Here is a 25009-nt window from a genome sequence, read left to right as displayed (position 1 = left end):
ATCTGATCCATCGTGTTGGTCGATCTCTGGGTGTTCGGTGAATTTAAACCAGTAACCCACTTGTGCATCGCGTACAGTTGAATTAGCGATGAATTGTTTGGACTGGCTATTGTAGTAGTCACTTAAATTTTGGTTGAGCTTTTCGATTTGGCTATTGTTGGATGCGGTAGCTTGGTCTTCGCCTTTGAGGTCCTGTATCCATGCAGGGCTGATGTGCCATGCTTGTTCTAAGCCTAGGCTGGTATTGTCTTGATTGTTGCTGTGTTGATGTTTGCTTTGAACACTGCCTGCACCTTCTTCTTGTTCGAGTACGTCAGCTTGCCAACGTTGTACGTGAACGGCTGTGGGTTGTAAGCTTCTTTGTCCAATGAAACTGGTAATGCTGTCTTGTTTTTCTGTGGCACTGCTACGGTGGTAACGAATATTTCTGCGGTCTAGCGCTTTGTATTGGCTGTTGTCATCAATGAGACGAAGTTTCTGTGCTTGAATTTGTGTTGCTGAATTTGGGACTTGCAGTTGTGTTTCGTCAATCAGCCAGTTGATGCCTTCACTGCGCATCAGGCGAGTGAGAAAGTCGTAATCGCTTTCGTTGCTTTGCATAATGAATGGACGAATATCGTAATCGCTTTGCAACCCACTTTTATCTAAAGTAAGACTTGATGCAAATAAAGGGCTTTTGTCTTGCCATTCTTTAAAGATGGTTTCGATGACTTCAACTGCCGATTTGTTCATGAATACACGACTGTTTCGGCGTTTATGCCACAGTGAGGTAGCGTCTTGTAGTTTGAGTTTGTAAATGGTCAGTGAACCGTCACTTTGCCATTGGGCAGCTTCGGTGATGATGCCTGTAGTACGGAACAGTTGCCCTTGGTCAGTCACTTGGTCAATCGCAACTTGTGTACCGATGAATTGTTTAAGTGGAATTCTTGCAGATGTTGATAGGCAAATCAGTTCAGCTGACACGCCTTGATTCAGCGCGTGTTGTCCATCAATGCGTTGTAAGTAGACCTGCTGGTTTAAGTCTGTATTGCTAAATTGGATATGGATGGCACGTTTTTGGGCGGTGAGTCCAAGCTGATCCAAGACTTTATTGATGCTGTTGACTAAGCTGTTCATTTTAATAATTGCTTTGGTTCAAATTTTTTAATTAGCCTCTACTATAAATGATTACTTAATGATATTCATCTAATCAAGTAAATTTCCAATAAAAAACCAACAACAACTTAGAATTTAAAATCAAATAGTTACAACTAGATTTTAAATAAAGTCTGTCTAAAAAACTTAGTCCAAACAATCAATAAAAACTTAATATAATTCAATATTTCAAATAGATATCATGGATTTAATCCTTATAATTCGGTGAATTTTTACGCTTATAAAATTCAGCCACAATCACGATTAAAATTAAACCACCAATCAATGAAAAATGTTCTTGAACCAAGGCTAAATCTAAAGCACCTTGCTCAGCGGGCATTTCCCAAAAACGATGGGCAATTGGAATAGTCGCTAATGTAAATATGCTAAGTGCTCCCGCGCCTAACCAAACCCAACGACCACCGAGAATGACAAGTAATGAACCTAATAATTGTACTAGAATTGTCATGATCACAAATAATGCTGCAGGTTGTAAATTAAAATGAGTCATTTCAGCGATTGCCGCATCAAAATGAAGGATTTTAGTCAATCCACTGATCCAAAATACTGAAGTCAGTAAAATTGCGATTGGATAATAGACCCAATGTTGTTTGGTCATCTTATTGATTATTTTTTGAATGAACATCATAAGCTCCTCTGCATCTTTGTCGCGATAACTCAGTCATTATTTTCATTGGCTTAGAATAAGAAAGGCATACTGATGTATGCCTTTCGATAGATTTATTTCGCTGCAACAGGTGCGATCACTTCGTGTTTTGACGCTGTACGCTCTGGTGCTTTATGTACCATGGTGTATGCATAATCTACGCCCATACCGTATGCGCCAGAATGTTCGCGGACAATATCCATCACTTGATCATAAGTATCACGTTTCGCCCAATCACGTTGCCATTCAAGCAAAACTTGCTGCCAAGTTACAGGAATCACACCAGCTTGAATCATACGTTGCATTGCATAATCATGCGCTTCTTTGGTTGTACTACCTGAGGCATCTGCAACCATGTAGATTTCATAATCTGTGTCATGTAAAGCACTTAAAGCAAAAGTTAGGTTACACACTTCAGTCCAAAGACCAGACACAATAATTTTTTTACGGTTATTTTTAGCGAGAGAATCACGGACTTTTTGGTCATCCCAAGAGTTCATTGAAGTACGTTCTAAAAGTGGTAAGTCTGGGAAAACATCTAACAGTTCAGGATAAGTATGTCCTGAGAAGCTATCTGTTTCTACAGTAGTAATTGTTGTTGGAATATTAAAAGCTTTCGCCGCTTTGGCTAATCCGACTGTGTTATTTTTCAATGTTTGACGGTCAATCGATTGCACGCCAAACGCCATTTGTGGTTGATGATCAATGAAAATGATCTGTGAGTTTTCTGGTGTTAATACTTCTAAAATTGACTTGTTCATGTTTTACATCCTTAGGTAAGTTCGTTCTGTTTACTAAGATATAAAAATAATTAATCACGAACAGCGCCATTTTTAGAACGATGCTTCTCCAATTTCGCGACATTGTTTAGAATTTCTACAAAACCAGATTCAATTCTCTAGAATATTCATAGACATATCGATATGTGGAATCCCACAATCTAGGTATTCATCACCTGATAATTGAAAACCTAAATTTTCATAAAATTTTGTCGCATAAACTTGTGCAGATAATTTCAATTGCGAACGTTTTTGATCTTTCGCAATCTGAATAATCTGTTGCATGAGTAATTGCCCAATCCCTTTACCACGATAAGGCTTAAGCACAGCAACACGACCAATGCTGTTATTTTCTAATAATCGTGCTGTGGCAATGGGTTGATTTTGATCATAGACGATGAAATGTAGTGACACTGAATCTTGCGCATCCCATTCATCATGTTCAGCAATATTTTGCTCTTGAATAAAAACTTCGGTACGGATCAATTTTGCATGATGTTCTAATTCAGCCCAAGATCCTGATTGAATTTGATATATTAACTTATCCATTAACACTTACACCCAATATCTTGTTGATCCCATTGATTATTTAATAACAATTCTAAAGATTGTTTTTGAATACCATACATTTCTTTCAAGGCTTGTATTTGCGCTAAAACAGTTTGGTCAGGCTCAGTAAAATCTTTGCGTTTGGTTGCCAAAATCATTTTATTTTTACTGGTATGCTCCAAAGCTACAAATTCAAAAACTTTGGTTTCATAACCATAAGCTTTGAGCAATAAAGCGCGAATGGTATCGGTCAGCATTTCCGCCTGTTGCCCTGCATGAATGCCAAATTGCAACATCGGTGCAAGCACTTTAAGGCTTTGTAATTGTGGACGTAATTCTTTATGGCAACACGGCGCGCACATAATCATTTGTGCATTTAAGCGAATCCCAGTGTGAATCGCAAAATCCGTTGCCACATCACATGCATGTAGTGCAATCATTACGTCTAAATGTTCAGGATGATACGTTCTTACATCACCTTGGAAAAAGTCCAATTGAGAAAAATCTGAGGATTGTGCAACATCTTGGCAAAACTTAACCATCTTATCGTTCAGCTCAACACCAGTCACAAATGGTGTTTGACCCTGTTTGGCTAAATAATCGTATAAGGCAAAGGTCAGATAACCTTTACCCGAACCAAAATCAACCACTTTAAGTGCATGATCATGTTGTTGAATTTGCTCTAATGCGCCTGAAAATATTTCAACAAACTTGTTAATCTGTTTCCACTTACGCGCCATGCTTGGGATAATCTGCGCTTTGGCATCGGTAATGCCGAGTGGTTGTAAAAAATAACTATTCTGATCGACATAACGATGTTTACTACGATCATGCCCTTGTTGTTCAGTTTTCTGCGTACTTGCCTGTTTATTTTTACTGACGGTTAATAAGGCTTTCTTCTTATTTTTCTTTAATTGTGTTTCGGCTTCATGGGTAAATAAATTAGCTTGCTTACAATGTTCTGCAAGGCTTTGAATCGTGGTTAATGCATCTGCTATTGGATAATTTTTAGTGACATCATTGGTCTTATATCGATACAAGCAACTTAATACTAATTCGTTTTGTAGTTGAATGACGCGAAAGGTCATTTTCTCTAAATCAGCCAACTCACCCTTATATTGACTCAGAATCAAACGGTCTAAGTTTTGATGATCAAGCGCTTGCTGTACACTTTCAAAAAATTGTTGTTCCTGAATGGACAAGCTCGCAACATCAGACATAATCAAAACTCACATTAATTCAGCTGACCATTTTAAAACGTCTTATCATAAAGGTAAAACTGGATTACTATAGAAAGCAATTTATATACAAGTGTACTTTTAGGATCGCAATTGAGGAACATTATCCTATGTCGACCAATAAAATGCTCCACACCTATGCTCCACAAGAAGAAAGAATCAATGCGCTGAGTCATGCTTTTGGCGCTGTATTAGCCGCGATTGCAACGATTTTTATGCTGATCAAAGGAAGCTATTTAAATAGTGGGCAATATTTTGGACTGATTATTTACGGTCTGAGTATGATTTTATTATTTTCTAGTTCAGCAATTTATCATTTTGCAGTCGATGAAAAAAAACGCCAGTGGTATAAAAAATTAGATCACACTGCAATTTATTATTTGATTGCAGGAACGTATACCCCTTTTCTGGCAATCGCCATTCCAACAGCAAAAGCACATTATTTATTGATTGCACTTTGGGTGATTGCGTTGATTGGAACACTATTCAAATTAATTTTCATTCATCGTTTTGAAAAAGTTTCACTCATCGCTTATTTAGTTATGGGATGGCTCGCTGTGCTTGTGATGGATGACATGAAACACTTTCTAAAACCCGAAGCTTTAAAATTATTAATCATTGGTGGTCTAGCTTATACGATTGGTGCATTGTTTTATGCCTTAAAAAGAGTAAGATATACCCATGCTATTTGGCATATTTTTGTTTTGATTGGTGCAGGATCACACTTCCTTGCGATCTATCTTTACGTTATTTAATTCTTTGCTATTCAAAATTCAGCGACCCTGAATGAGTGGAATCGAGTTTACTTCGTTGTTTTTTTAAGAAATTACGCCTTTTTTAAAAAGATTACGCTTGAGAACTATTGTTTACTTTTTTCAAAGTGTAAGGTCTATCATGGCGTCATCAACTACTGCTACTCCCGAAATTCAAACAAATTCCAAAGCTCGCGTTCTTTTCGCAAGTCTGGTTGGCACAACAATCGAGTTCTTCGATTTTTATATCTACGCAACTGCTGCTGTTCTTATTTTCCCGCATCTGTTCTTCCCTGCAAGTACAGATCCAACGACTGCTGTCATTCAATCTCTCGCAACTTTCGCAATTGCATTCATTGCACGCCCAATTGGTGCTGCATTGTTTGGTCACTTAGGTGATCGAATTGGTCGTAAAGCCACGCTCGTAGCCGCTTTATTGACCATGGGTATTTCAACCGTCTGTATCGGCTTGCTTCCGACTTATCATCAAATCGGTCTCGCTGCGCCACTGTTACTTGCACTTTGTCGTTTAGGTCAAGGTCTTGGTTTGGGTGGTGAATGGTCTGGTGCTGTTCTTCTTGCAACTGAGAATGCGCCTGAAGGTAAACGTGCTTGGTATGGCATGTTCCCTCAACTCGGTGCACCCATCGGCTTCATTCTCGCTACAGGTTCATTCTTGACCCTTGGTGCATTTATGTCTGAAGCAGATTTCATGCAATGGGGCTGGCGTATTCCATTTATTGCCAGTGCAGCATTGGTGATTGTGGGTTTATGGATTCGTTTGAAATTACATGAAACCCCAGCATTCCAAAAAGTTTTAGACAAGCAAAAAGAAGTGAACATTCCGTTTAAAGAAGTGATTACCAAGCACTCAGGCATGTTATTCCTTGGCACAATTGCGGCTGTGTGTACCTTTGTGGTGTTCTATTTGACTACTGTATTTGCGCTGAACTGGGGTACAACGAAGCTCGGTTATAGCCGTACAGAATTTCTAGAATTACAATTGGTTGCGACACTATGTTTCGCTGCATTCATTCCACTTTCAGCAGTATTTGCAGAGAAGTTTGGTCGTAAAGCAACTTCAATTGGTGTTTGTGTAGCCTGTGCATTATTCGGTTTAGTATTCTCGTCAATGCTTGAATCTGGTAGCACTCTAGTTGTGTTCTTATTCCTTTGTGTAGGTTTAGGGCTAATGGGAATGACTTATGGTCCAATCGGAACGGTATTGTCTGAAATTTTCCCAACCTCTGTACGTTATACTGGTTCAGCTTTGACCTTTAACTTAGCAGGGATTTTAGGCGCATCGTTTGCACCTTTGATCGCAACAAAACTTGCAACAACTTATGGTTTATACGCAGTAGGTTATTATCTAACTGCGGCATCTATTCTTTCACTTTTAGCGTTCTTGGCAATTCGTGAAACCAAACATGATGATGTAAATAACCAAGTTTAATTCTGTTTTTTACTGAAAGTAGAATGACGAAAGCCTGCAAATTGCAGGCTTTCGTCATCGCTAAACTAAAAAGGCTAAAACAGGTGAAGACAAAAAATCAAACCAAATTAGCTAATCAGAAAAAAACTAATAAGTATTCTGCTTGATTTTATTAACTAATCCCAATCACTACAGGAGAAAATCAATGAGTTACAAAAATTATATTAATTTAACCGACGATTTATTGGATAAGCCAATTTATAGAATTATGCCAATTCACCGTTTTCTTCAACTACTTGAAGAAAAGAAATTAACATTAGTAAAACCAAAAAAATGGGACGATCCATTTGAAAATACTTTATTAAATTGCACTTTTGAAACTTCTGATGGTGAAAAAGGATCGTTTTCCGCAAAAAATTCTGTTTATGGTCAATGTTGGACATTTCATCGTGAAACTGATGCAATGTGGCGGATATATTCTCATAACAAAGACGGTGTTAGAGTTACAACCACACCAAGAAAATTATTAACTGCACTTCAAACAGCAGAACCAAATCACCATAATTTAAAATGTTTTATAGGCAAAGTTTCTTATCTTTCAAAAACGAACCTCCTAGAGAAACTTCAGTCAATAGACTTGTTGAATACAAATGGATCAGGCATTGCTGAATCACTTTTATATAAACGAACAGAATTCAAGCACGAAAATGAAATTCGTTTAATTTATTCAGGTGATGACAACACCTCTATTAGTGACATTTTTCAATTTAACATTGATCCCGCTAGTTTATTAGACAGGATATTATTTGATCCAAGAATGGAAAAAAACTTGAGGCAGGCGTACAAGTTGGCAATTGAGAAAAAAGGTTGTAAAACTGAAATAAAAAGATCTACTCTATATGATGCTCCAAAAGGACTAACGCTTAAACTGCCGTGAAATTAAAATATCGAAAGCCTGCAAATTGCAGGCTTTTTTATGTGTTTATAAATATTGTTAAAACTCAGGCTCACTCACAATTTCAATCAATTCATTTGAAAATGGCTGCATAAAAGACAAATAACTCGCATGCAACGCCATACGATTTAAATCGGTTTTAAACGGTTCAGGATGATACAACTTATCTCGCATAATCGGATGACCAATATATTGCATATGAACACGTAACTGATGCGAACGCCCTGTGATTGGAGTTAATAACACACGACTCACATCTTTTTCACTATCATAACCAATGCATTCAAATAAAGTCTGAGCAGGCTTACCCAATTCAAAATGCGCAATTTGACGCGGACGATTTTCCCAATCGGTAATGAGTGGAACTTCAACACTACCATTACTGTTGATTTTCCCTTTCACCAAAGCGATATAATTCTTTTTAATAGTTCTCGCCTGAAACATCTTACTAGCAGCTACTTCTGCATCACGATGTTTTGCGAATAAGAGAATTCCCGACGTAGCCATATCCAAACGATGGGTAATTTTAGCGTTGGGAAATAAATCTAATACTCGAAAATAAGCACTATCATGATGTTCAGCTAAACGCCCAGGTACTGAAAGCAATCCCGCAGGCTTGTTAATCGCAACAAAATCTGCATCTTCAAAAATAATATCAAGTGGATCTAAAGGCGGCTGATAAATAAAACCATCATCAATGGGCATGTGAAAGGCATACTGGGAAAGAATTGCCGAAAAATAACAACTGAGCTAGTGACTGTCAAGCGAGTAAGAATTAGAAATTTTAAATCGTGAAGTACTCTCTCCCTTTGCAGGAGAGAGTTAGATAGCCAATATTTTGAATCAATATCAAGCCTGAATATTCAAAACTAATTGACGTTTTTTCACCTGCTGTCCGACTTGTCCGATAATCTCATCGACCACACCATCCACATCAGATTTAATCTGTTGCTGAATTTTCATGGCTTCTAAAATCAACAAAGTCTGACCTTTTATTACCATATCGCCAGCATTGACGAGAATATTGATAATTGCACCATCCATCGGCGCACGAATCTTACCATCCCCAGCCACATCAGAAGTTTCAGGTGGCGCATAAGTTGCATTCTCAATCGCAATATTGCCATTCACTGCATCTAAAAACAGGCTATTTCCATTCAAAACATAATCAATTGAACGACGCACACCATTGGTGTCGTAAACCAGTTTCTGTACTGTTTGCTCAAGAATTTGTATCATAGAGGTCTGCCCACAAATATCCACTTCAACTTGATTTTGATCACGCTTTACCGAAACCTGTAATTGCTGTTCATCATGTTTCAACTTTAATGGCAATGATAATGCTATCCCTGTATTCCAACTGCTTTGGCTTGAAGCATTGGTAAATAGAGCTGCGGCAATCGCTAAATGTTCTAAACCCAAAGTCTGTTTATGTAGGCTGACGTCATCTTGGAAATGCTCTTGGATAAATGCTGTGTTGGTATCACCTTTGACAATAATTGGGTGTCTTAATAAGTTGACCAAAAATTGCTTATTGCTGTTCACGCCTAACAACACACAATCATCAACAGCGCGCGCCAATAAACGAATCGCATCCTGACGCGTCTTGCCATAAGCAATGACCTTTGCCACCATTGGATCATAGAATGGACTAATTTCATCCTCTGTTAATAAGCCATGATCAATCCGTACATTTGGTAATTCTGCGGGTAACCAACGTTGAACCTGACCTGTTTGTGGCAAGAAGTCTAAACGCGGATCTTCAGCATATAAACGCACTTCAATCGCATGACCTGTTAACGTCAATTCAGACTGCTGTAATGGCAAAGTTTCACCATTGGCGACTCGAAGTTGCCATTCAACCAAGTCTAAACCTGTAATTAACTCCGTTACAGGATGTTCAACTTGCAGACGTGTATTCATTTCTAAAAAATAAAATTCACCTGATGCATCCAATAAAAACTCGACTGTGCCTGCACCGACATAGTCACAAGAACGTGCAGCAGCCACAGCCGCTTCACCCATTTGTTGACGTAAAGTCTCTGTCATCACAGGACATGGGGCTTCTTCAACCACTTTTTGATGGCGACGTTGAATCGAACAGTCACGTTCAAATAAATACACATAATTACCATGCGTATCACCAAAGATTTGGATCTCTACATGGCGAGGTGCGATGACTGCTTTTTCTAAAATCAGTTCGCCTGAACCAAAGGCATTTTCAGCTTCAGAACGTGCTGTTTTCAATGATTCGACAATATCGGCAGCGCTTTGCACCAAACGCATGCCTCGTCCACCACCACCCGCCGATGCCTTGACCATAAGCGGATAACCAATTTGATTGGCTTGTTGTTCTAAATGGGCAATATCTTGTTGGTCGCCCTCATAGCCAGGCACACAGGGTACACCCGCCTGAATCATGGCAATTTTAGATAGGCGCTTACTACCCATCAGTTCGATTGCAGGCGCAGGTGGTCCAATAAAGGTAATACCATTTTCAGCACAGGCTGCCGCAAAATCAGTATTTTCTGAAAGAAAGCCATAGCCAGGATGTACTGCATCAGCCCCTGTTTTTTTACAGGCTTCGATAATATTTTGAATCGACAGATAGGATTCTGAAACTTTGGATGCGCCGATATAGACGGCTTCATCTGCAACTTTTACATGGCGTGCATTGCGATCTGCATCGGAATAGACAGCAACCGTTGCATAACCCATTGCTTTTGCTGTTTTCATGACGCGAACAGCAATTTCACCACGATTCGCCACCAATACTTTTGAAAATTTCATATTTTCACCATGACATGAATTCCCTCCTAAAACAGCTTTTCATCAAATCGAATAGCAATTTTCATCCATTGATTCAAGTCTGATTCGACAAGTCCCCCTTTGTAAAAGGGGGATTTAGGGGGATTTCATTACTCCGTTAAGGCTATCTTTTAAATTATTTTATTGAATATCGAAATTAATCAATCACCATCAAACCAATTTGGATTGCGTTTTTGAATAAATGCCATCGTGCCTTCCATACCTTCTTCACCACCCACCGCATTGGCAAACTGTTGTGCAGCATCATCCAATAAACTGTTCAAAGGTTCATTTAAAGTTCGATGTAACAATGCTTTGGTGACACGAGAGGCTTGAGGCGCAGTACGTTTAATTTGCTGAATCGTTTCAGACAATAAAGCCTCTAAACCCTGTTGACTCTCGACCACTTCATGTACAACACCGACTTTCAATGCAGTTTGCCCATCAAAACGTGTCCCCAATAAAGCCAAACGACGTGCTTGGGTTAAACCAATTCGTTTCACCACAAAGGGCGCAATTTGTGCAGGGATTACCCCTAGACCTGTTTCAGGTAAACCAAATTTGGCATCTACTAAACTGATAGCAATATCAGATACACATGCCAAGCCAAAACCGCCACCGAGCACAGCGCCTTCGAGAATTGCCACCACGGTTTGTGGTGCTTGATCAACTTGCTGAATCATGTGTCCAAATTGACGGTTGAAATCGACATAAGGCTGATTTGAACCCGCAGTCGCAGCTTCGCCACGCAGTTGTGCCATATCTTTAATATCACCGCCTGCGCAGAAATGTCCACCTTGACCACGCAGGATCACAGCACGAATTGACAAATCATTTTCAATCGCTTTAAACACCTGTTGAATGGCTTTAACCATATTCAAACTCATCGCATTTCGACTTTCAGGTCGATTCAGCCATAGGGTTAAAATACTGCCATCTTGTTCCAATTGAATACTGTCATCAAATTGTTGGGTGCTCAGAGAAGCTGAAAGTGTCATATTCATTCTCCCAATTTATTTACATTCAGTTATTTACGTTTTGATGGAAGAATATCCATCAATTTACAAATAATGCCGAGCATGATTTCATCCGCACCACCACCAATTGAGCCTAGGCGACCATCACGATACAGTTGCGATGCAGGGTTATCCCACATAAAACCATTACCGCCCCAAAACTGTAAGCAACTGTCAGCAACTTCACGGGTTAAGCGCCCTGCTTTGAGTTTTGCCATGGATGCAATTTCAGTGGCATTGCCTCCTTCTAAGTGAATTTGACATGCACGATAGGTCAAGGCACGTAAAGCTTCCACTTCTGTCATCATTTCAGCAAAACGGAAATGTACATATTGGTTGTTAATCAATGGCTGACCAAAAGTCGTGCGTTCTTTAGTATATGCAATGGTTTGCTTAATCACATGTTCTAAACCACCAATCGCATTGGCAGCCGCCCACATGCGTTCCTCTTGGAACTGCATCATTTGCATCATAAAGCCCATGCCTTCCGCACCGACGAGATTGCGTTGTGGTACACGAACATTGTCAAAATACACTTGAGCAGTTGTGGTTGAACGCATACCAAGTTTATTCAACGGCTCAGAAAAGCTAATTCCTGCTGTTTTTGCAGGGACAATGATCATGGATTTATTGACATGTGGTTTGTCATCAGAGGTATTGGCAAGTAAGCAGAAGAAATCCGCTTGCAGTGAATTAGTAATCCACATTTTGCTGCCGTTGATGATGTAATCATCAACGTCTTTTTTAGCTGTGGTTTTGATCGCTGCCACATCAGAACCCGCGTGAACCTCTGAAACAGCAATTGATGCAACATATTCTCCAGCAATCGCAGGTGTCAGGAATTCATCACGTAATTCTTTACTGCCAAAACGTGCCAATGCAGGTGTTGCCATATCGGTTTGCACACCAATCGCAAGCGGGACACCACCACAAGCTGCTCGCCCTAATTCTTCTGCAACAACAAGGTTATAGGAATAATCTAAACCTAAGCCCCCATTTTCCTCAGGTTTACAAATGCCAAGTAAACCTAAGTCTGACATTTTCTTAAAAACATCATGAATCGGAAAACGCCCCTCCGCTTCCCACGTTGGAATAAATGGATTGAGCTCAGTTTCAACAAACTGACGTGTGGTACGGCGTAATGCTTCATGCTCTGCAGTAAATTTCATTGCCTTGTCCTTTTTATTTCCTGAATTATTTTGTTTCTTGAATCTCCCCCTACCCCTCTTTGTAAAGAGGGGAAAAATCCCTCCCTTTGAAAAAGGGAGGTTAGGAGGGATTATGAATTAAAGCCTCGACACCCCAAATCGAATTGGATTCGGTTCACGATATCTAGCTTCATAAATAGTTTCCAATAAGAAGATCAAAATCTTACGTGTATCTCTTGGGTCAATGATTCCATCATCATGCAACATTGCTGTGTTAAATAATGCTGTGGATTGCTGTTCGAGTTTGGCTGCTGTACTTTGTTCTAAGAAATCCAACATTTGCTCATTCGGTTCCATTCCCGAAGCTTTTTGTTTTCCTTCCGCAACGATACGTAAAACTTTGCCTGCTTGCGCTGAACCCATCACGGCGACATGCGAATTTGGCCATGCGAAAATGAATTGTGGTGATAATGGGCGACCACACATTGCATAGTTACCTGCCCCATACGATCCTGCGACGACAATTGAAATCTTCGGCACAGTGGTATTGGCAACGGCTTGAATCAACTTAGAACCATGTTTGATAATGCCGTTCTGTTCGGCATCTGTTCCCACCATAAAACCTGTGGTGTTATGTAAGAATAATAATGGGCGTTTGGTCTGCTCACACAGGTGAATAAATTGCGCGGCTTTAGTTGCACCTTGCGGCGTGATTGGGCCATTATTGGTAATGATCCCGATATGTAAGCCGCCAATTTTCGCCCAACCACATACGGTTAAAGCATCATATTCAGACTTCACCTCAAAAAACTCAGAATCATCAACAATACGTGCAATGACATCTTTCATATCAAAAGGTTGTTTGGGACTTGCAGGAATAATACCAAGCAATTCCTCAGCAGAATAACGTGGCTCTTTATATTCAAGATTGAGCTTTTTGGTCTGCTCTTTCCAATTCAAATGCTCAAAAACTTCACGTGCAATACGAATGCCATCGGCATCATTTTCAGCGAGAAATTCAGCTGTTCCTGCCACTTGTGCATGCATTTCTGCACCACCCAATTCTTCTGCTGTTGCCACTTCACCTGTCGCAGCCAAAAGTAATGGAGGACCTGCCAAAAGCATTTCAGTTTGTTTCCGCACTGCAATCACATAGTCCGACAAGCCTGGTTGATAAGCACCGCCTGCTGTTGCATTGCCATGTACCACAGATACTTGTGGTAAGCCTGCCGCAGACATACGTGCCTGATTGGCAAAGGTCATTCCACCTGCAGTAAAAACTTCGGCTGCATAATTTAAATTGGCTCCACCACTTTCGGTCAATGTCAGCATTGGTAATTTTTGTTCAAAGGCAATTTGCTGAATACGAAGCGTTTTTTGTACACCCATCGGTGACATAGTTCCACCTTTAATTGCACTATTACTTGCAGAAACTAAACAGCGGACACCACTGACGAAACCAATCCCTGAAATAATGCCACCGCCTGCATCTGAACCATCTTTATCATCATGCATGCCATAGCCCACCAAGCCACATAACTCTACAAATGGCGAATCAGCATCTAAAGCCAAACGAACACGTTCATGCGGTAGAATTTTGCCTTTTTTATCAAACTTCGGCTTTGCTGCATAAGACTTTTCAATGCTCTTATTTTGCACAGCACGAATTTCAGCAATCTGTGCAAGCAATGCTTCTTTATTCTGATTAAATTGTTCACTACCCACAGCAATTTCGGATTGGAGAATGCTCATTTCTTTTCGTCCCTTTTTTAATCCTTATTTTTCATCTTGCATTTGAATCGCATTTAGTCCGCTTGATCCATCTGAGCTTTCAACACATCTGGAATAAAGGCACGATGGAATCCATTAAAAGAAACACTATTGGTCGCATCAGCAAGTGGATACATACGTGTGCCTAGCGATGCAGCACCATCAATACGAATCGTCATTCCTGAAATAAAACCCGCAGCTTCTGACAGTAAATAGACAATTGCTGATGAAATTTCTGACTCCGTACCCATACGTTTGAGCGGAACATTACCTGCCAAACTTGGAATAATAAATTTGGCAAAATCACCCGTGTAATTATCCATGCCTGAGGAAATAATCCATCCTGGTGCAACACAATTTACTCGAACACCTGAACGTCCCCATTCCACCGCAGCCGTTTTAGTCAGGTTATCCACACCTGAACGTGCCGCCCCTGAATGTCCCATGCCTGGCATACCGCCCCACATATCGGCTGCCATATTGACGATGCTACCGCCGTTTTTCGCCATCCATTGGTTATAGGCTTCTTTCATCAGATAGAATGTTGAATGCAAGTTATTACGCACTACAGCATCAAAACCATTGGCTGAAATACTTTCCAAATTTGATGGAAATTGACCACCTGCGTTATTCACCAAACCATCCAACTTGCCAAATTTTTCAATCACTTCGGCAATCATCTCTTTGACTTGTTGTTCTTCACGATTGTCACAAACAATGAAATGAACTTTGCCACCATCTTCTTGGATTTCTTTGCTGACATTTTCAAGCTTTTCAATTTTGCGCCCTGTGATCACCACTTGTGCGCCCAAAGCTGACAACTCATGGGCGGTACAACGACCAATTCCTGAGCCACCACCTGTCACGATAATCACTTTGTCTTGAAAAGCATCTGATCTAAATATTGAGTGATATTGCATTTTTTATTTCCAATTTGTGTTCTATAAATTCCCTCTCCTCTCAGGAGAGGGTTAGGGAGAGGTATTTTTAAATAAAAATAATTCCCCTAAATCCCCCTTTAAAAAGGGGGGACTTTCATTTTCCTTATTTCAGTGACCCAATAACCCTTTCGGCACTCTCACCTTCATATCCAACAACTGCTGAGCAAAAGCCTTACCTTGTGGATCAATGCGTAAACTTGCTATTCCGCCACCACCCAAGGCATTTTCAAGCATAAAATTCAGTGCATTAAAACCCTTAATTTCATAACGAATCACCTTGCTTGTTTCAGGATTCAAAACATGTTGCATATATTTCGCGACATTTTCTTCTGTTAAATTGGCACGAATCCACGGTAAAAATTCAGCCTTACGTGCGATCACACCAATATTGCTGTGATTGCCTTTATCACCGCTTCTCGCATGGGCAATTTCAACCAAAGCCACTTCGACTTCATCGCCATTGAATTGAACAACATCTCCCACTGAAAGCTGAGTAAATGACTGATCTACTGAACCTTGAGGAATCTCGACTTTTTGACGCTGACCATTGATGTCAATTTCAACATTCAGTTTTGATTTATCTACAAGGAAAGAGAAAAGTTTAATTACAGGTGAAGCTTTTGGACGACCACCGACAATGCCTGCCAATGCAGGCGCCATGCCTGTAGAGGCTTGGGCAATTTCAGAAGCAAAGAACATACACGCTTCTTTAAACATGTGTTTCACTGCAATCTTCACCACGACTTCACGGCTATCGGTATGCTTTGCATGTGCACCATAGGTACTTTCAATCCCAAGAATTTCAACCGATTTTTCTTGAAATGGTGGCACTGATCGCAAAGCTAAAACACGTTCGCATTTCGTTAAAATTGCATCTGCAATGACTTGAGCTTTTTCAGGCGCTTCACGCCCTGCAATCAAGAAACTGACTAAGACCCGATAACCATCAGGATAAGTAGCACTGACTTTGTATTGTTGTGTCGGTGCGCGACCTTTTGCACCTGTCACCGAAACGCGATCTTCACCGACTTGTTCTAATTTAACTTGGCTAAAATCAGCAGTGACATCAGGCAGTAAATAGGCTTGCGGATTGCCAATTTCATAAACTATTTGTTCAGCGACTGTACCCACCGAAACCAAACCACCTGTACCATTCGGTTTAGTCACGATGAATGAAGCATCTGCTTTCACTTCGACAATCGGAAAGCCCATATTGTCAAAACCTTCGACCAAGCGCCAATCGGTAAAATTTCCACCGGTACATTGTGCGCCACATTCGATGATATGCCCTGCCAAAGATCCTTGCGATAATTTATCGTAATCATCCAAAGCCCATTGATATTCATGTAATAAGGGTGCAAGTACCACAGCGGAATCTACCACACGCCCTGTAATAACAATATCTGCGCCTTGATCGAGCGCATCACGAATTGGCACTGCACCTAGATAAGCATTACAACTTGCTAAATGACTTGGTAAATCCTCGCCATTAAACATTTCTTTAATATTTTGATTTTTTAATTCTGCGTGGTTTGGCATCAGGTCATCACCCAAAACCACAGCGACTTTTAAATCCAAACCTTGAGATTCAATGACTTTTTGCAAAGCATCACGACATGCCAATGGATTCACTCCACCCGCATTGCTGATCACTTTAATTTTCTTATCACTGATTTTTTTAAGTAATGGCGTCATCACACGGCTGACAAAATCGAGAGCATAACCATGTTCAGGATTGGTCATCATGGCTTTTGCCATAATCGACATGGTAATTTCAGACAGATAATCGAAAACCAAATAATTAATGTCAGACAAATGTACGAGCTGAAACGCTGCAGTATTGGTGTCGCCCCAAAAGCCTGAAGCACACCCAATTTTGACTATACGCTGATCTTCCATTGTTATACCTCATTCGTCCCGAACTTGTTTTCATTGTTGTGCATAAAATTTATACTTTAATCTACCAAGCAAGCGCTTGGTTTGTAAAGTGCAAAATGCTATGCTGAATTGGCAAATCTGTTAATTTTCATGTCAAATGATCTTCTACCAAGGATGACAACCCACGATGATTGCGACTTCGATCACTGAAATTGAACCTATTGCATGTTTTGATGACAGCGCGCGTGGTCGTTTGTTATTGGGTGCTGCCTATTTGTTTCATAAGCAAGGTTATGCCAAAACCACGGTCAGAGAACTCGCAAATTTTATTGGAATTCAATCAGGTAGCTTATTTCATCACTTCAAAAGTAAAGATGATATTTTGGCGAATGTTATGCATGAAACCATTATTTATAATCATGCACGTTTGCTCGATGCGATCAATCAAGGCAATCATCCTGAACAACAATTAAAAAATTTGATTAAAGCTGAATTGATGTCAATCACAGGCGATACGGGTTCTGCGATGGCAGTTTTGGTTTATGAATGGTTTGCTCTTTCAAAAGAAAGTCAGGATGAATTACTCAAATTGCGCACTGATTATGAAAATATTTGGCTCAATGTGATTGAAGAATTAAAAGTGTTAGGCAAAATTCAGCATGATGCTTTTATTTGGCGTAGATTGCTTGGTGGTGCAATTGCATGGACAGTGACGTGGTATAGACCTGATGGAAAAATTTCTTTGGACGAATTGACTGAACATGTTTTGGATATGGCGTTAAAATGAATATTGTCTACTTAAGAAAACCAAAAATTTCAGACTTAAAAGAAATTGAATTGGCATATAAAAATAGCCAAGCACTACATCAACCTTGGACGTTTCCACCCACTGATTTTCAAAGTTATTTACAACAAGAAGGTCGATATTTTCTCTGCTTAAGTAAAACTCATCAAATTATTGGAACATTCAATATCTCTAATATTGTCCGTGGTTATTTTCATTCAGCCTATTTAGGTTATGAAATTTTTCATCCCTATCAAGGAAATGGCTATATGAAATTAGGCTTAAAATTATTATTGAATGAAGCTTTTCAAGTGATGAATTTGCATCGTTTAGAAGCCAATATACAACCTGAAAATATTGCATCAATTCGTCTTGTTACAGGTGCAGGTTTTATCAAAGAAGGTTTTTCTAGACAGTATTTAAGAATTGGAGGTAAAGATTGGAAAGATCATGAACGATGGGCGATTATTAATGAAGATTGGAAAGAAACATAATGCTAATCAATCTAGTCGTTTTAAAAGTCCAAGATATTGAACAAACTTGCCAATTTTATAATCAGTTTGGACTTAGCTTTTAGGTAGAGCAACATGGAAATGGACATCAACATTACTCTTTCAATATCAATGAATTAATCTTTGAAATCCACCTTACTTTGGCTGATCTAAGCAACTTAACGCAAAACATAAGATTAGGTTTTCAAGTCGAAAACCTATCCCAACTTTTTACGAAGATCAAAGATATAGAAAAAATTATTTCTCCACCACAAAATACGCCTTTTGGATTTAGAGCTGTGATTAAAAATCATGATGGGCATGTGATTGAATTGACTGAAATATCAAAACGCTAATTGCTTACTAATCAAATCTTTCATGATTTCTTCGGCGCCACCACCAATCATATTCACCTTCACTTCACGATAAATACGTTCGGATTTCGTCCCTCGCATAAAGCCCATACCACCGAGCGTTTGCACAGCAGCATCTGCACAAAACTGCATCGTTTGTGTTGCGACATTCTTCGACATACAAATCTGTGCAATCAAATCACTGCCCTGTAATTCAGCTTTACCCATACGATAAGCCGTATCTTCCAACAAGGCACGCGTTGTGGTTAATCTTGTCGCCATATCCACCAACTTATGACGTACCACTTGGTGATCAACCAAACGCTTACCAAAAGTTTTACGCTCTTTCGACCATTCCAAAGCCTCTTGATAACACACTAATGCATAACCATACGCCATCGAAGCCAACCAAAAACGTTCCATATTGAAGTTTTTCATGATGACTTTAAAACCCGCATTTTCCTCACCCAAAAGATTTTCAGCAGGCACTTTCACCTGATCAAAATGCAAATGCGCTGTGTCCGATGCCCACCAGCCCATTTTCTTTAAAGGTGATTTAGTAATACCATCACTATGTGCATCGACCAATAACATCGAAATACCATTTGCACCTTTGATTTCAGGATTAGTTCGTACAGCAACCGTGTAATAATCCGCACGCATTCCCGAAGTAATAAAGGTTTTCTCACCACTGACAATATAATAATCGCCCTCACGAATGGCTTTAGTTTGCAATGCTGCGACATCTGAACCACCGCTTGGCTCAGTGATCGCCAAAGCCGAAATTTTCTCACCTGAAATGATTTGTGGCATAACTTTGTCACGAATATGTGGTTGTGCAAAATGATGAATCGGTGGAGTACCAATGGTATGAATCATGAGTGAAATATGCACACCACCTGAACCTGCTTTGGCTGTTTCAACCGCAGCGAGAAATACATGAAAAGCATCTGCATCTGAAATACCACCATGCTCATCATCGAAGCCTAGCCCCAATAAACCAATTTCAGCCGCTTTTTGGTAAAGCTCGCGTGGAAAGGTTTCTGCTTCATCCCATTCATTCACATAAGGTGAAATTTCTTTTTCCACAAACTTTTTAACACTGTCTGCAAAAGCACGATGTTCTGCAGTGTAGTAAATTGGGTTATTTAAATGATCCATATTTATTCCCTGTTTTGTTCCTATATTTTTTGACTTCATCTTTGCTTAAAAAATACAAATCAGATAAGCACAACTCTTTTGTTTTTTTTCAATATTAAGCTCGAACATATAGAGCTATCGTGTTAGGCGACATGGATGTCGCCGTTGGGTACAGGTAAAGGGACTTACCTTGTACCCGACAAAGGATTTTTGTCTTGCGAAGCAATACTTCTCATCATCCTTGAAAAGTAAGGCATCGCCTACGCAAATTCATTTCGACTTTTCAAGATAATGCAAGGCTGTGTAAATCTTTAAATCACACAACCAATATTTAAAATAAATCATAATAAAGAATATCAATACCCCAACTGACGACTCGCAAGATCTTTCATAATTTCCTCTGCACCACCACCAATCATATTCACTTTCACATCACGATAAATACGTTCAGATTTCGTACCTCGCATAAAGCCCATACCACCTAACGTTTGTACCGCTGCATCCGCACAAAATTGCATGGTTTGTGTAGCGACATTTTTCAACATACAAATCTGTGCAATCAACTCATTGCCCTGCAACTCAGGTTTGCCCAAACGATAAGCCGTATCCTCAAGCAGCGCCAAAGTTGTAGTTAAACGAGTCGCCATATCCACCAGCTTATGACGAACCACTTGATGATCGACCAAACGTTTGCCGAAAGTTTTACGCTCTTTTGCCCATTCCAAAGCCTCTTCATAACACGTCAATGCAAAACCATAACTACTTGCTGCAAGGAAAAAACGCTCCATGTTGAAATTATTCATAATCACCAAGAAGCCCATATTTTCCGCACCCAAGAGATTCTTTGCAGGTACTCTGACATTGTCAAAATTTAAATGTGCCGTATCTGATGCCCACCAACCCATCTTATCCAATTTGGATTTGCTAATGCCCTGACTATGCGCATCAACCAAAATCATTGAAATGCCATTTGGTCCTTTGGCTTCAGGATCAGTACGCACTGCAACCGTATAATAATCTGCACGTATCCCCGAGGTAATAAAGGTCTTTTCACCACTCAAAATATAATCATCACCATCACGGACTGCCGAAGTTTTTAAAGCAGCAACATCCGAACCACCACTTGGCTCGGTAATCGCCAATGCCGAAATTTTTTCACCTGCCAAAATTTGTGTGAGTACACTTTCTTTAATTTCAGGCGAGGCAAAATGATTGATTGGTGGTGCACCAATCGAATGTGAAAGTAAAGATGCACACAAGCCACCTGAACCTGTTTTGGCGAGTTCTATTGAGGACAATAAAACATGAAAAGCATCTGTACCTGCAATGCCGCCATAATTTTCATCAAAACCAATCCCCAATAATCCAATATCAGCGGCTTTTTTATAGAGTTCGCGAGGAAAAGTTTCAGCTTCTTCCCATTCATTGACATAAGGTAAAAGCTCTTTTTGAACGAACTTACGAACTGAATCTGCGAATGCAAAGTGCTGATCTGTATAGTAAATTGGATTAGGCTTCATTGTTCTCAGCATCCTGCTTTATTTTATAGTGAACTCATACTGACAGATTTTGATGAGTTTGAAGTTGCATAAATGTTCATTTTATTCGAAAAAATATGACAATTTAGCTCAATATTTTTTATTAATTTCAGATTCATTCTGAAAAATCCGTTACACTGTCCCCAACTCTATTTTTGAATTTAGCTTTCTAAATAATGGCAACATTAAATCAATTTTTATCACGCTTCAGTACTGCAACCATTCAACGTAGCGTTAGCTACGTCAAAAAAATTGATTTAAAATCATTAGAAATCTATCCTGACCGCGATAATCTTGTGATTGAAGCGCAAGTTCAAGGCACGGACTATTACGAAACAGCCGTTATCTTCAATCCACTCAAAAATAAAATTGTCGATACGGATTGTAGCTGCCCTGTTGGAATTGATTGCAAACATGCTGCGGCACTGGCACGTTATTTTTATGATCATCAAGGTGTTAATCCTTCTGCACCTCAAACCATTCACAATACGGATCAAACTCAAGCCACAAAAAGTAATCCAAAACTTGGTACTGCAAAGTTATGGCTAGAACAATTTAGAGTGCAATTACAGCAAATTAAACATGCTGAAGCTCATCAACACCATCAACTGATTTATATATTTCAACCTAAAAATGGCTCGACCAAATTACAACTGAGTGTGTTCAAAACACGACGTAATAAAGATGGTAAGGTTCGCGACACGACCCTATATACCAGCTATGACAATGTTTTGAATGAAAAATTAAAAGTCTCAAAACAAGAAAAGAAACTGTTTAGTTCCCTTTACTTCTTTGCCAAGCAAAATTTTAATAATGCACATTTTTATCCGATGTCATGGGATATCTCAGGCATTTATCAGGATCATTTAAAAACTGCGATTCAAACGGGTGAAGTTTACTGCTTAGACATTATCCGCCCAGCATTAACATGGTCAGAAGAAACCTATCGAATCGAATTCAATTGGCAATCACGTCCTGATGAAAAAACTGAAAAATTAAAAGCACAGTTGTTCGATCAAGATGATTTTGAAATTTCGACTGAACATGCAAAGCAAATTTATATTGTTCATTCGCAACCACCAAGCTATTTAGATATTTCAAAAAATCAAATTGGCGCACTTGATTCGACATATTCAAGTGAAATGATTGATGAACTCATGAACATGCCACAAATGCCAGTTGAATTATTGGCAGAATTTGAGCAAGTCATTCAACCTTATCCTGTTTTTGAAAACCTACCTCAAGCTCAATTTGCGCAAAATATTGAGACATTAACAGGAAAACCAACACCTATTTTGCGTTTCGGTACCTATCCACAATATGATCGCCTAGGTCATATGCATCATTATGCAATTGCTGAAATTGAGTTTGAATATCCTGCGGGGCGAATTAAAGCAGGCTTTATTGAAGATAATTTTATTACCAATGTTGATGAAAAAACCATTAAACAACAACGTGATTTAAATGCTGAAAAATCACATATTGATGCCTTAATGCGTTCGGTCAAATCATCGCAATGGATCAATAAAATACCTAAAAGTAAGCGCCCAGCATTTGATGATATTACTGAAAATTCAATTATCTGCGCAGACCCGAATGCATGGATCAGCCAACTTCTTCCAGACAATCAAATTGAATTGCTGGGCTGGAAAGTTGAACATACCAAAGATAGCCTATTTAATCTTAAATCAACGCAAAATATGCAATTGGCATTGACTGAATCTGAACAAAAACAAGATTGGTTTAATGTCGGCGCAACCATTCAAGATATGAATGGCAACACCTATAACTTAATCGACCTACTCGGTTATGCAGTAGAACGTAATCCTCATCTTTTAGAAGATGATTATATTGATGAACTGAATGAAGATGGTTTTATTGTCGTCTACTTCGATGCAACAGATAGCCAACTTGCGCTTAAAGTGAAAGACATCAAACCAATTTTGGTATACCTAAAAGAAATTTTACGCCATCCTGAATCCGCTTCTTTAGACCAGTATGATGCTGCACAATTTTTAGACCTACAGCATCACTTGGGCATGCCTTGGCATACCAATGAGCGCCTACAGTTATTTGTAGATAAATTGGTAAATAGCTACCAACAGCACATTCCGACACCGAAAGGTTTTCAAGGTGAATTGCGTCCTTATCAACAACAAGGCTTGGCATGGTTACAATTCCTCAGAGAAACTGAACATGGTGGTGTGCTTGCAGATGACATGGGGCTAGGTAAAACAGCTCAAACCCTTGCGCATATTCTTTTAGAAAAACAAGCGGGGCGTCTAAATAAAACACCTGCATTGATTATCGCACCGACCTCTTTGATGCATAACTGGCGTAAAGAAGCCGAGAAATTCACTCCTGAACTCAAAGTCTTAGTACTACAAGGTCATGATCGCGTAGAGCATTTCCAAGAAATTCAAGATGCAGACATTGTCCTCAGTACCTATCCGCTACTTGGGCGAGATGAAGAGTTTTTATTACCCCATCAATATCATTTATTGATTTTGGATGAAGCGCAAAATATTAAAAACCCACGAGCAAAAGCATCACAAGTGGTACGTCAGCTCAAAGCCAAACATCGTCTGTGCCTCACTGGCACACCGATGGAAAACCATTTAGGTGAGCTATGGTCGCTGTTCCACTTTTTAATGCCGGGATTCTTATATAGTCAGGAATTATTTAATAAAAAATATCGCAATCCGATTGAAAAACATGCCGATATTAATATAAAAAATAAACTCGTTTCACGTGTAAAACCGTTCATGCTACGTCGTTTAAAAACTGAAGTTGCCAAAGAACTTCCTGAAAAAACTACGATTGAAGTCAATATTGATATGAATGAACAGCAATCTAAATTGTATGAAGCTGTTCGTGCAACGATGCAAAAAAATATTCGTGAATTGATTCAAGCCAAAGGGTTTCATCGTAGCCAAATTCAAATTTTAAGTGCTTTATTAAAGTTACGCCAAGTCTGCTGTCATCCAAGTTTATTGGATCTCGATCAAGTTAAATCACAAAATGTAGAATCAGCAAAACTTGAGCAATTATTGGAAATGTTACAAGGCATGGTGGAAGAAGGTCGTAAGATTTTGATCTTCTCTCAATTCACCACCATGTTGCAATTGATTGAAAACCACTTAAAAACTTTAAAAATTAAGAGTGTTAAACTTACTGGGCAAACAAAGAAACGTGATGAAGTCATTACCGCATTCCAAAATGGTGATATTCCAGTATTCCTAATCAGCTTAAAAGCGGGTGGTGTAGGGCTGAATTTAACCGCTGCGGATACTGTGATTCATTATGATCCTTGGTGGAACCCTGCTGCTGAAGATCAAGCCTCGGATCGTGCATGGCGTATTGGGCAAGATAAACCTGTCTTTGTTTATAAATTGATTACCAATCAAAGTATTGAAGAAAAAATTCTCGCCCTACAACATCGCAAAGCAGATTTAGCCAAGTCTATTCTCAGCATTGATCATGAAAATGAAGTAAAGCTTTCTGAAGATGATGTGATGAGTTTGTTGGATTAATTCAAACAGCTAGCTAATTTCGCTTTAATGTACGCTATAACTTACACAATGTGACGAAATCTATATCTTTTCACTTTATTCAAAATCACCTATTCTCTAGGTA

Annotated in this window: 20 protein-coding genes; 6 read left to right on the top strand and 14 right to left on the bottom strand. The window is 39.3% G+C overall.

The genetic code is table 11. The features are described from left to right. The 5 genes from EXE09_RS17455 to EXE09_RS17435 form a co-directional block, all read right to left on the bottom strand. The coding region (locus EXE09_RS17455; protein WP_213073896.1) for a phage late control D family protein at positions 1–1116 on the bottom strand (1116 nt) is incomplete at its 3' end. Between the two features lie 226 nt (positions 1117–1342). Beyond that, positions 1343–1780, bottom strand: a complete 438-nt coding sequence (locus EXE09_RS17450; RefSeq protein ID WP_213073895.1) for a DoxX family protein — start codon at positions 1778–1780, stop codon at positions 1343–1345. Positions 1781–1875: 95 nt separating this feature from the next. Further along, positions 1876–2562 carry a hydrolase gene (locus tag EXE09_RS17445; RefSeq protein ID WP_130118121.1) on the bottom strand — a complete coding sequence of 229 codons (687 nt, stop codon included), beginning with the start codon at positions 2560–2562 and terminating at the stop codon, positions 1876–1878. A 129-nt stretch (positions 2563–2691) separates the two neighbouring features. Continuing rightward, positions 2692–3129: a GNAT family N-acetyltransferase gene (locus tag EXE09_RS17440; RefSeq protein ID WP_130118120.1), complete on the bottom strand. Its 438-nt coding sequence runs from the start codon at positions 3127–3129 to the stop codon at positions 2692–2694. Beyond that, positions 3129–4349: a class I SAM-dependent methyltransferase gene (locus tag EXE09_RS17435; RefSeq protein WP_130118119.1), complete on the bottom strand. Its 1221-nt coding sequence runs from the start codon at positions 4347–4349 to the stop codon at positions 3129–3131. The genes EXE09_RS17440 and EXE09_RS17435 overlap by 1 nt, the downstream gene beginning before the upstream one ends. Positions 4350–4477: 128 nt before the next feature. Here EXE09_RS17435 and trhA point away from each other — a divergent pair, with 128 nt between their 5' ends. The 3 genes from trhA to EXE09_RS17420 all read left to right on the top strand — a co-directional run bounded on the left by trhA (position 4478) and on the right by EXE09_RS17420 (position 7488). Continuing rightward, entirely contained in the window at positions 4478–5122 is a 645-nt protein-coding gene (trhA, locus tag EXE09_RS17430; protein WP_130118118.1) for a PAQR family membrane homeostasis protein TrhA, read from the top strand. Between the two features lie 139 nt (positions 5123–5261). Further along, complete coding sequence (locus tag EXE09_RS17425) at positions 5262–6572, top strand: MFS transporter (protein WP_068975164.1); 1311 nt, start codon at positions 5262–5264, stop codon at positions 6570–6572. A 184-nt stretch (positions 6573–6756) separates the two neighbouring features. Next, entirely contained in the window at positions 6757–7488 is a 732-nt protein-coding gene (locus EXE09_RS17420) for a DUF2971 domain-containing protein (protein ID WP_130118117.1), read from the top strand. 57 nt (positions 7489–7545) lie between these two features. Here the strand turns inward: EXE09_RS17420 and EXE09_RS17415 are convergent, their stop codons facing one another. From EXE09_RS17415 to EXE09_RS17385, 7 genes are all read right to left on the bottom strand, one after another. Beyond that, positions 7546–8211, bottom strand: coding sequence for an RluA family pseudouridine synthase (locus tag EXE09_RS17415; RefSeq protein ID WP_130118116.1), 666 nt, complete (start codon positions 8209–8211; stop codon positions 7546–7548). Between the two features lie 144 nt (positions 8212–8355). Next, a complete protein-coding gene (locus tag EXE09_RS17410) occupies positions 8356–10296 on the bottom strand; it encodes an acetyl-CoA carboxylase biotin carboxylase subunit (protein WP_130118115.1) in 1941 nt (646 codons plus the stop codon). A 179-nt stretch (positions 10297–10475) separates the two neighbouring features. Next, positions 10476–11312, bottom strand: coding sequence for an enoyl-CoA hydratase/isomerase family protein (locus EXE09_RS17405; protein ID WP_130118114.1), 837 nt, complete (start codon positions 11310–11312; stop codon positions 10476–10478). 29 nt (positions 11313–11341) lie between these two features. Further along, positions 11342–12499, bottom strand: coding sequence for an acyl-CoA dehydrogenase family protein (locus EXE09_RS17400; protein WP_130118113.1), 1158 nt, complete (start codon positions 12497–12499; stop codon positions 11342–11344). A 117-nt stretch (positions 12500–12616) separates the two neighbouring features. Beyond that, positions 12617–14230 (bottom strand): acyl-CoA carboxylase subunit beta, encoded by a 1614-nt coding sequence (locus tag EXE09_RS17395; protein WP_130118112.1) that lies wholly within the window; start codon positions 14228–14230, stop codon positions 12617–12619. A gap of 53 nt (positions 14231–14283) precedes the next feature. Beyond that, on the bottom strand, positions 14284–15168 hold the full coding sequence (locus tag EXE09_RS17390; RefSeq protein WP_130118111.1) for an SDR family oxidoreductase: 885 nt from the start codon (positions 15166–15168) through the stop codon (positions 14284–14286). A gap of 129 nt (positions 15169–15297) precedes the next feature. Continuing rightward, a complete protein-coding gene (locus tag EXE09_RS17385; protein WP_130118110.1) occupies positions 15298–17088 on the bottom strand; it encodes an acyclic terpene utilization AtuA family protein in 1791 nt (596 codons plus the stop codon). Between the two features lie 166 nt (positions 17089–17254). Between EXE09_RS17385 and EXE09_RS17380 the strand changes: the two genes are divergently transcribed. Both EXE09_RS17380 and EXE09_RS17375 read left to right on the top strand, forming a co-directional pair. Further along, positions 17255–17854 carry a TetR/AcrR family transcriptional regulator gene (locus EXE09_RS17380; RefSeq protein ID WP_130118109.1) on the top strand — a complete coding sequence of 200 codons (600 nt, stop codon included), beginning with the start codon at positions 17255–17257 and terminating at the stop codon, positions 17852–17854. Continuing rightward, positions 17851–18345, top strand: coding sequence for a GNAT family N-acetyltransferase (locus tag EXE09_RS17375; RefSeq protein ID WP_130118108.1), 495 nt, complete (start codon positions 17851–17853; stop codon positions 18343–18345). The genes EXE09_RS17380 and EXE09_RS17375 overlap by 4 nt, the downstream gene beginning before the upstream one ends. Before the next feature lie 341 nt (positions 18346–18686). Here the strand turns inward: EXE09_RS17375 and EXE09_RS17370 are convergent, their stop codons facing one another. Both EXE09_RS17370 and EXE09_RS17365 read right to left on the bottom strand, forming a co-directional pair. Continuing rightward, the gene (locus tag EXE09_RS17370; protein ID WP_130118107.1) at positions 18687–19856 is read right to left on the bottom strand and encodes an acyl-CoA dehydrogenase family protein; all 1170 of its coding nucleotides are present in this window, start codon (positions 19854–19856) and stop codon (positions 18687–18689) included. A 335-nt stretch (positions 19857–20191) separates the two neighbouring features. After that, a complete protein-coding gene (locus EXE09_RS17365; RefSeq protein ID WP_130118106.1) occupies positions 20192–21355 on the bottom strand; it encodes an acyl-CoA dehydrogenase family protein in 1164 nt (387 codons plus the stop codon). Between the two features lie 194 nt (positions 21356–21549). Between EXE09_RS17365 and EXE09_RS17360 the strand changes: the two genes are divergently transcribed. After that, positions 21550–24906, top strand: a complete 3357-nt coding sequence (locus EXE09_RS17360; RefSeq protein ID WP_130118105.1) for a DEAD/DEAH box helicase — start codon at positions 21550–21552, stop codon at positions 24904–24906. The last annotated feature ends 103 nt before the right edge of the window (positions 24907–25009 follow it).

Source organism: Acinetobacter sp. WCHAc060025 (genome assembly GCF_004209355.1).
Classification (GTDB): Bacteria; Pseudomonadota; Gammaproteobacteria; order Pseudomonadales; family Moraxellaceae; genus Acinetobacter; species Acinetobacter wuhouensis.
This window is presented reverse-complemented; position numbering and strand designations above follow the sequence as displayed.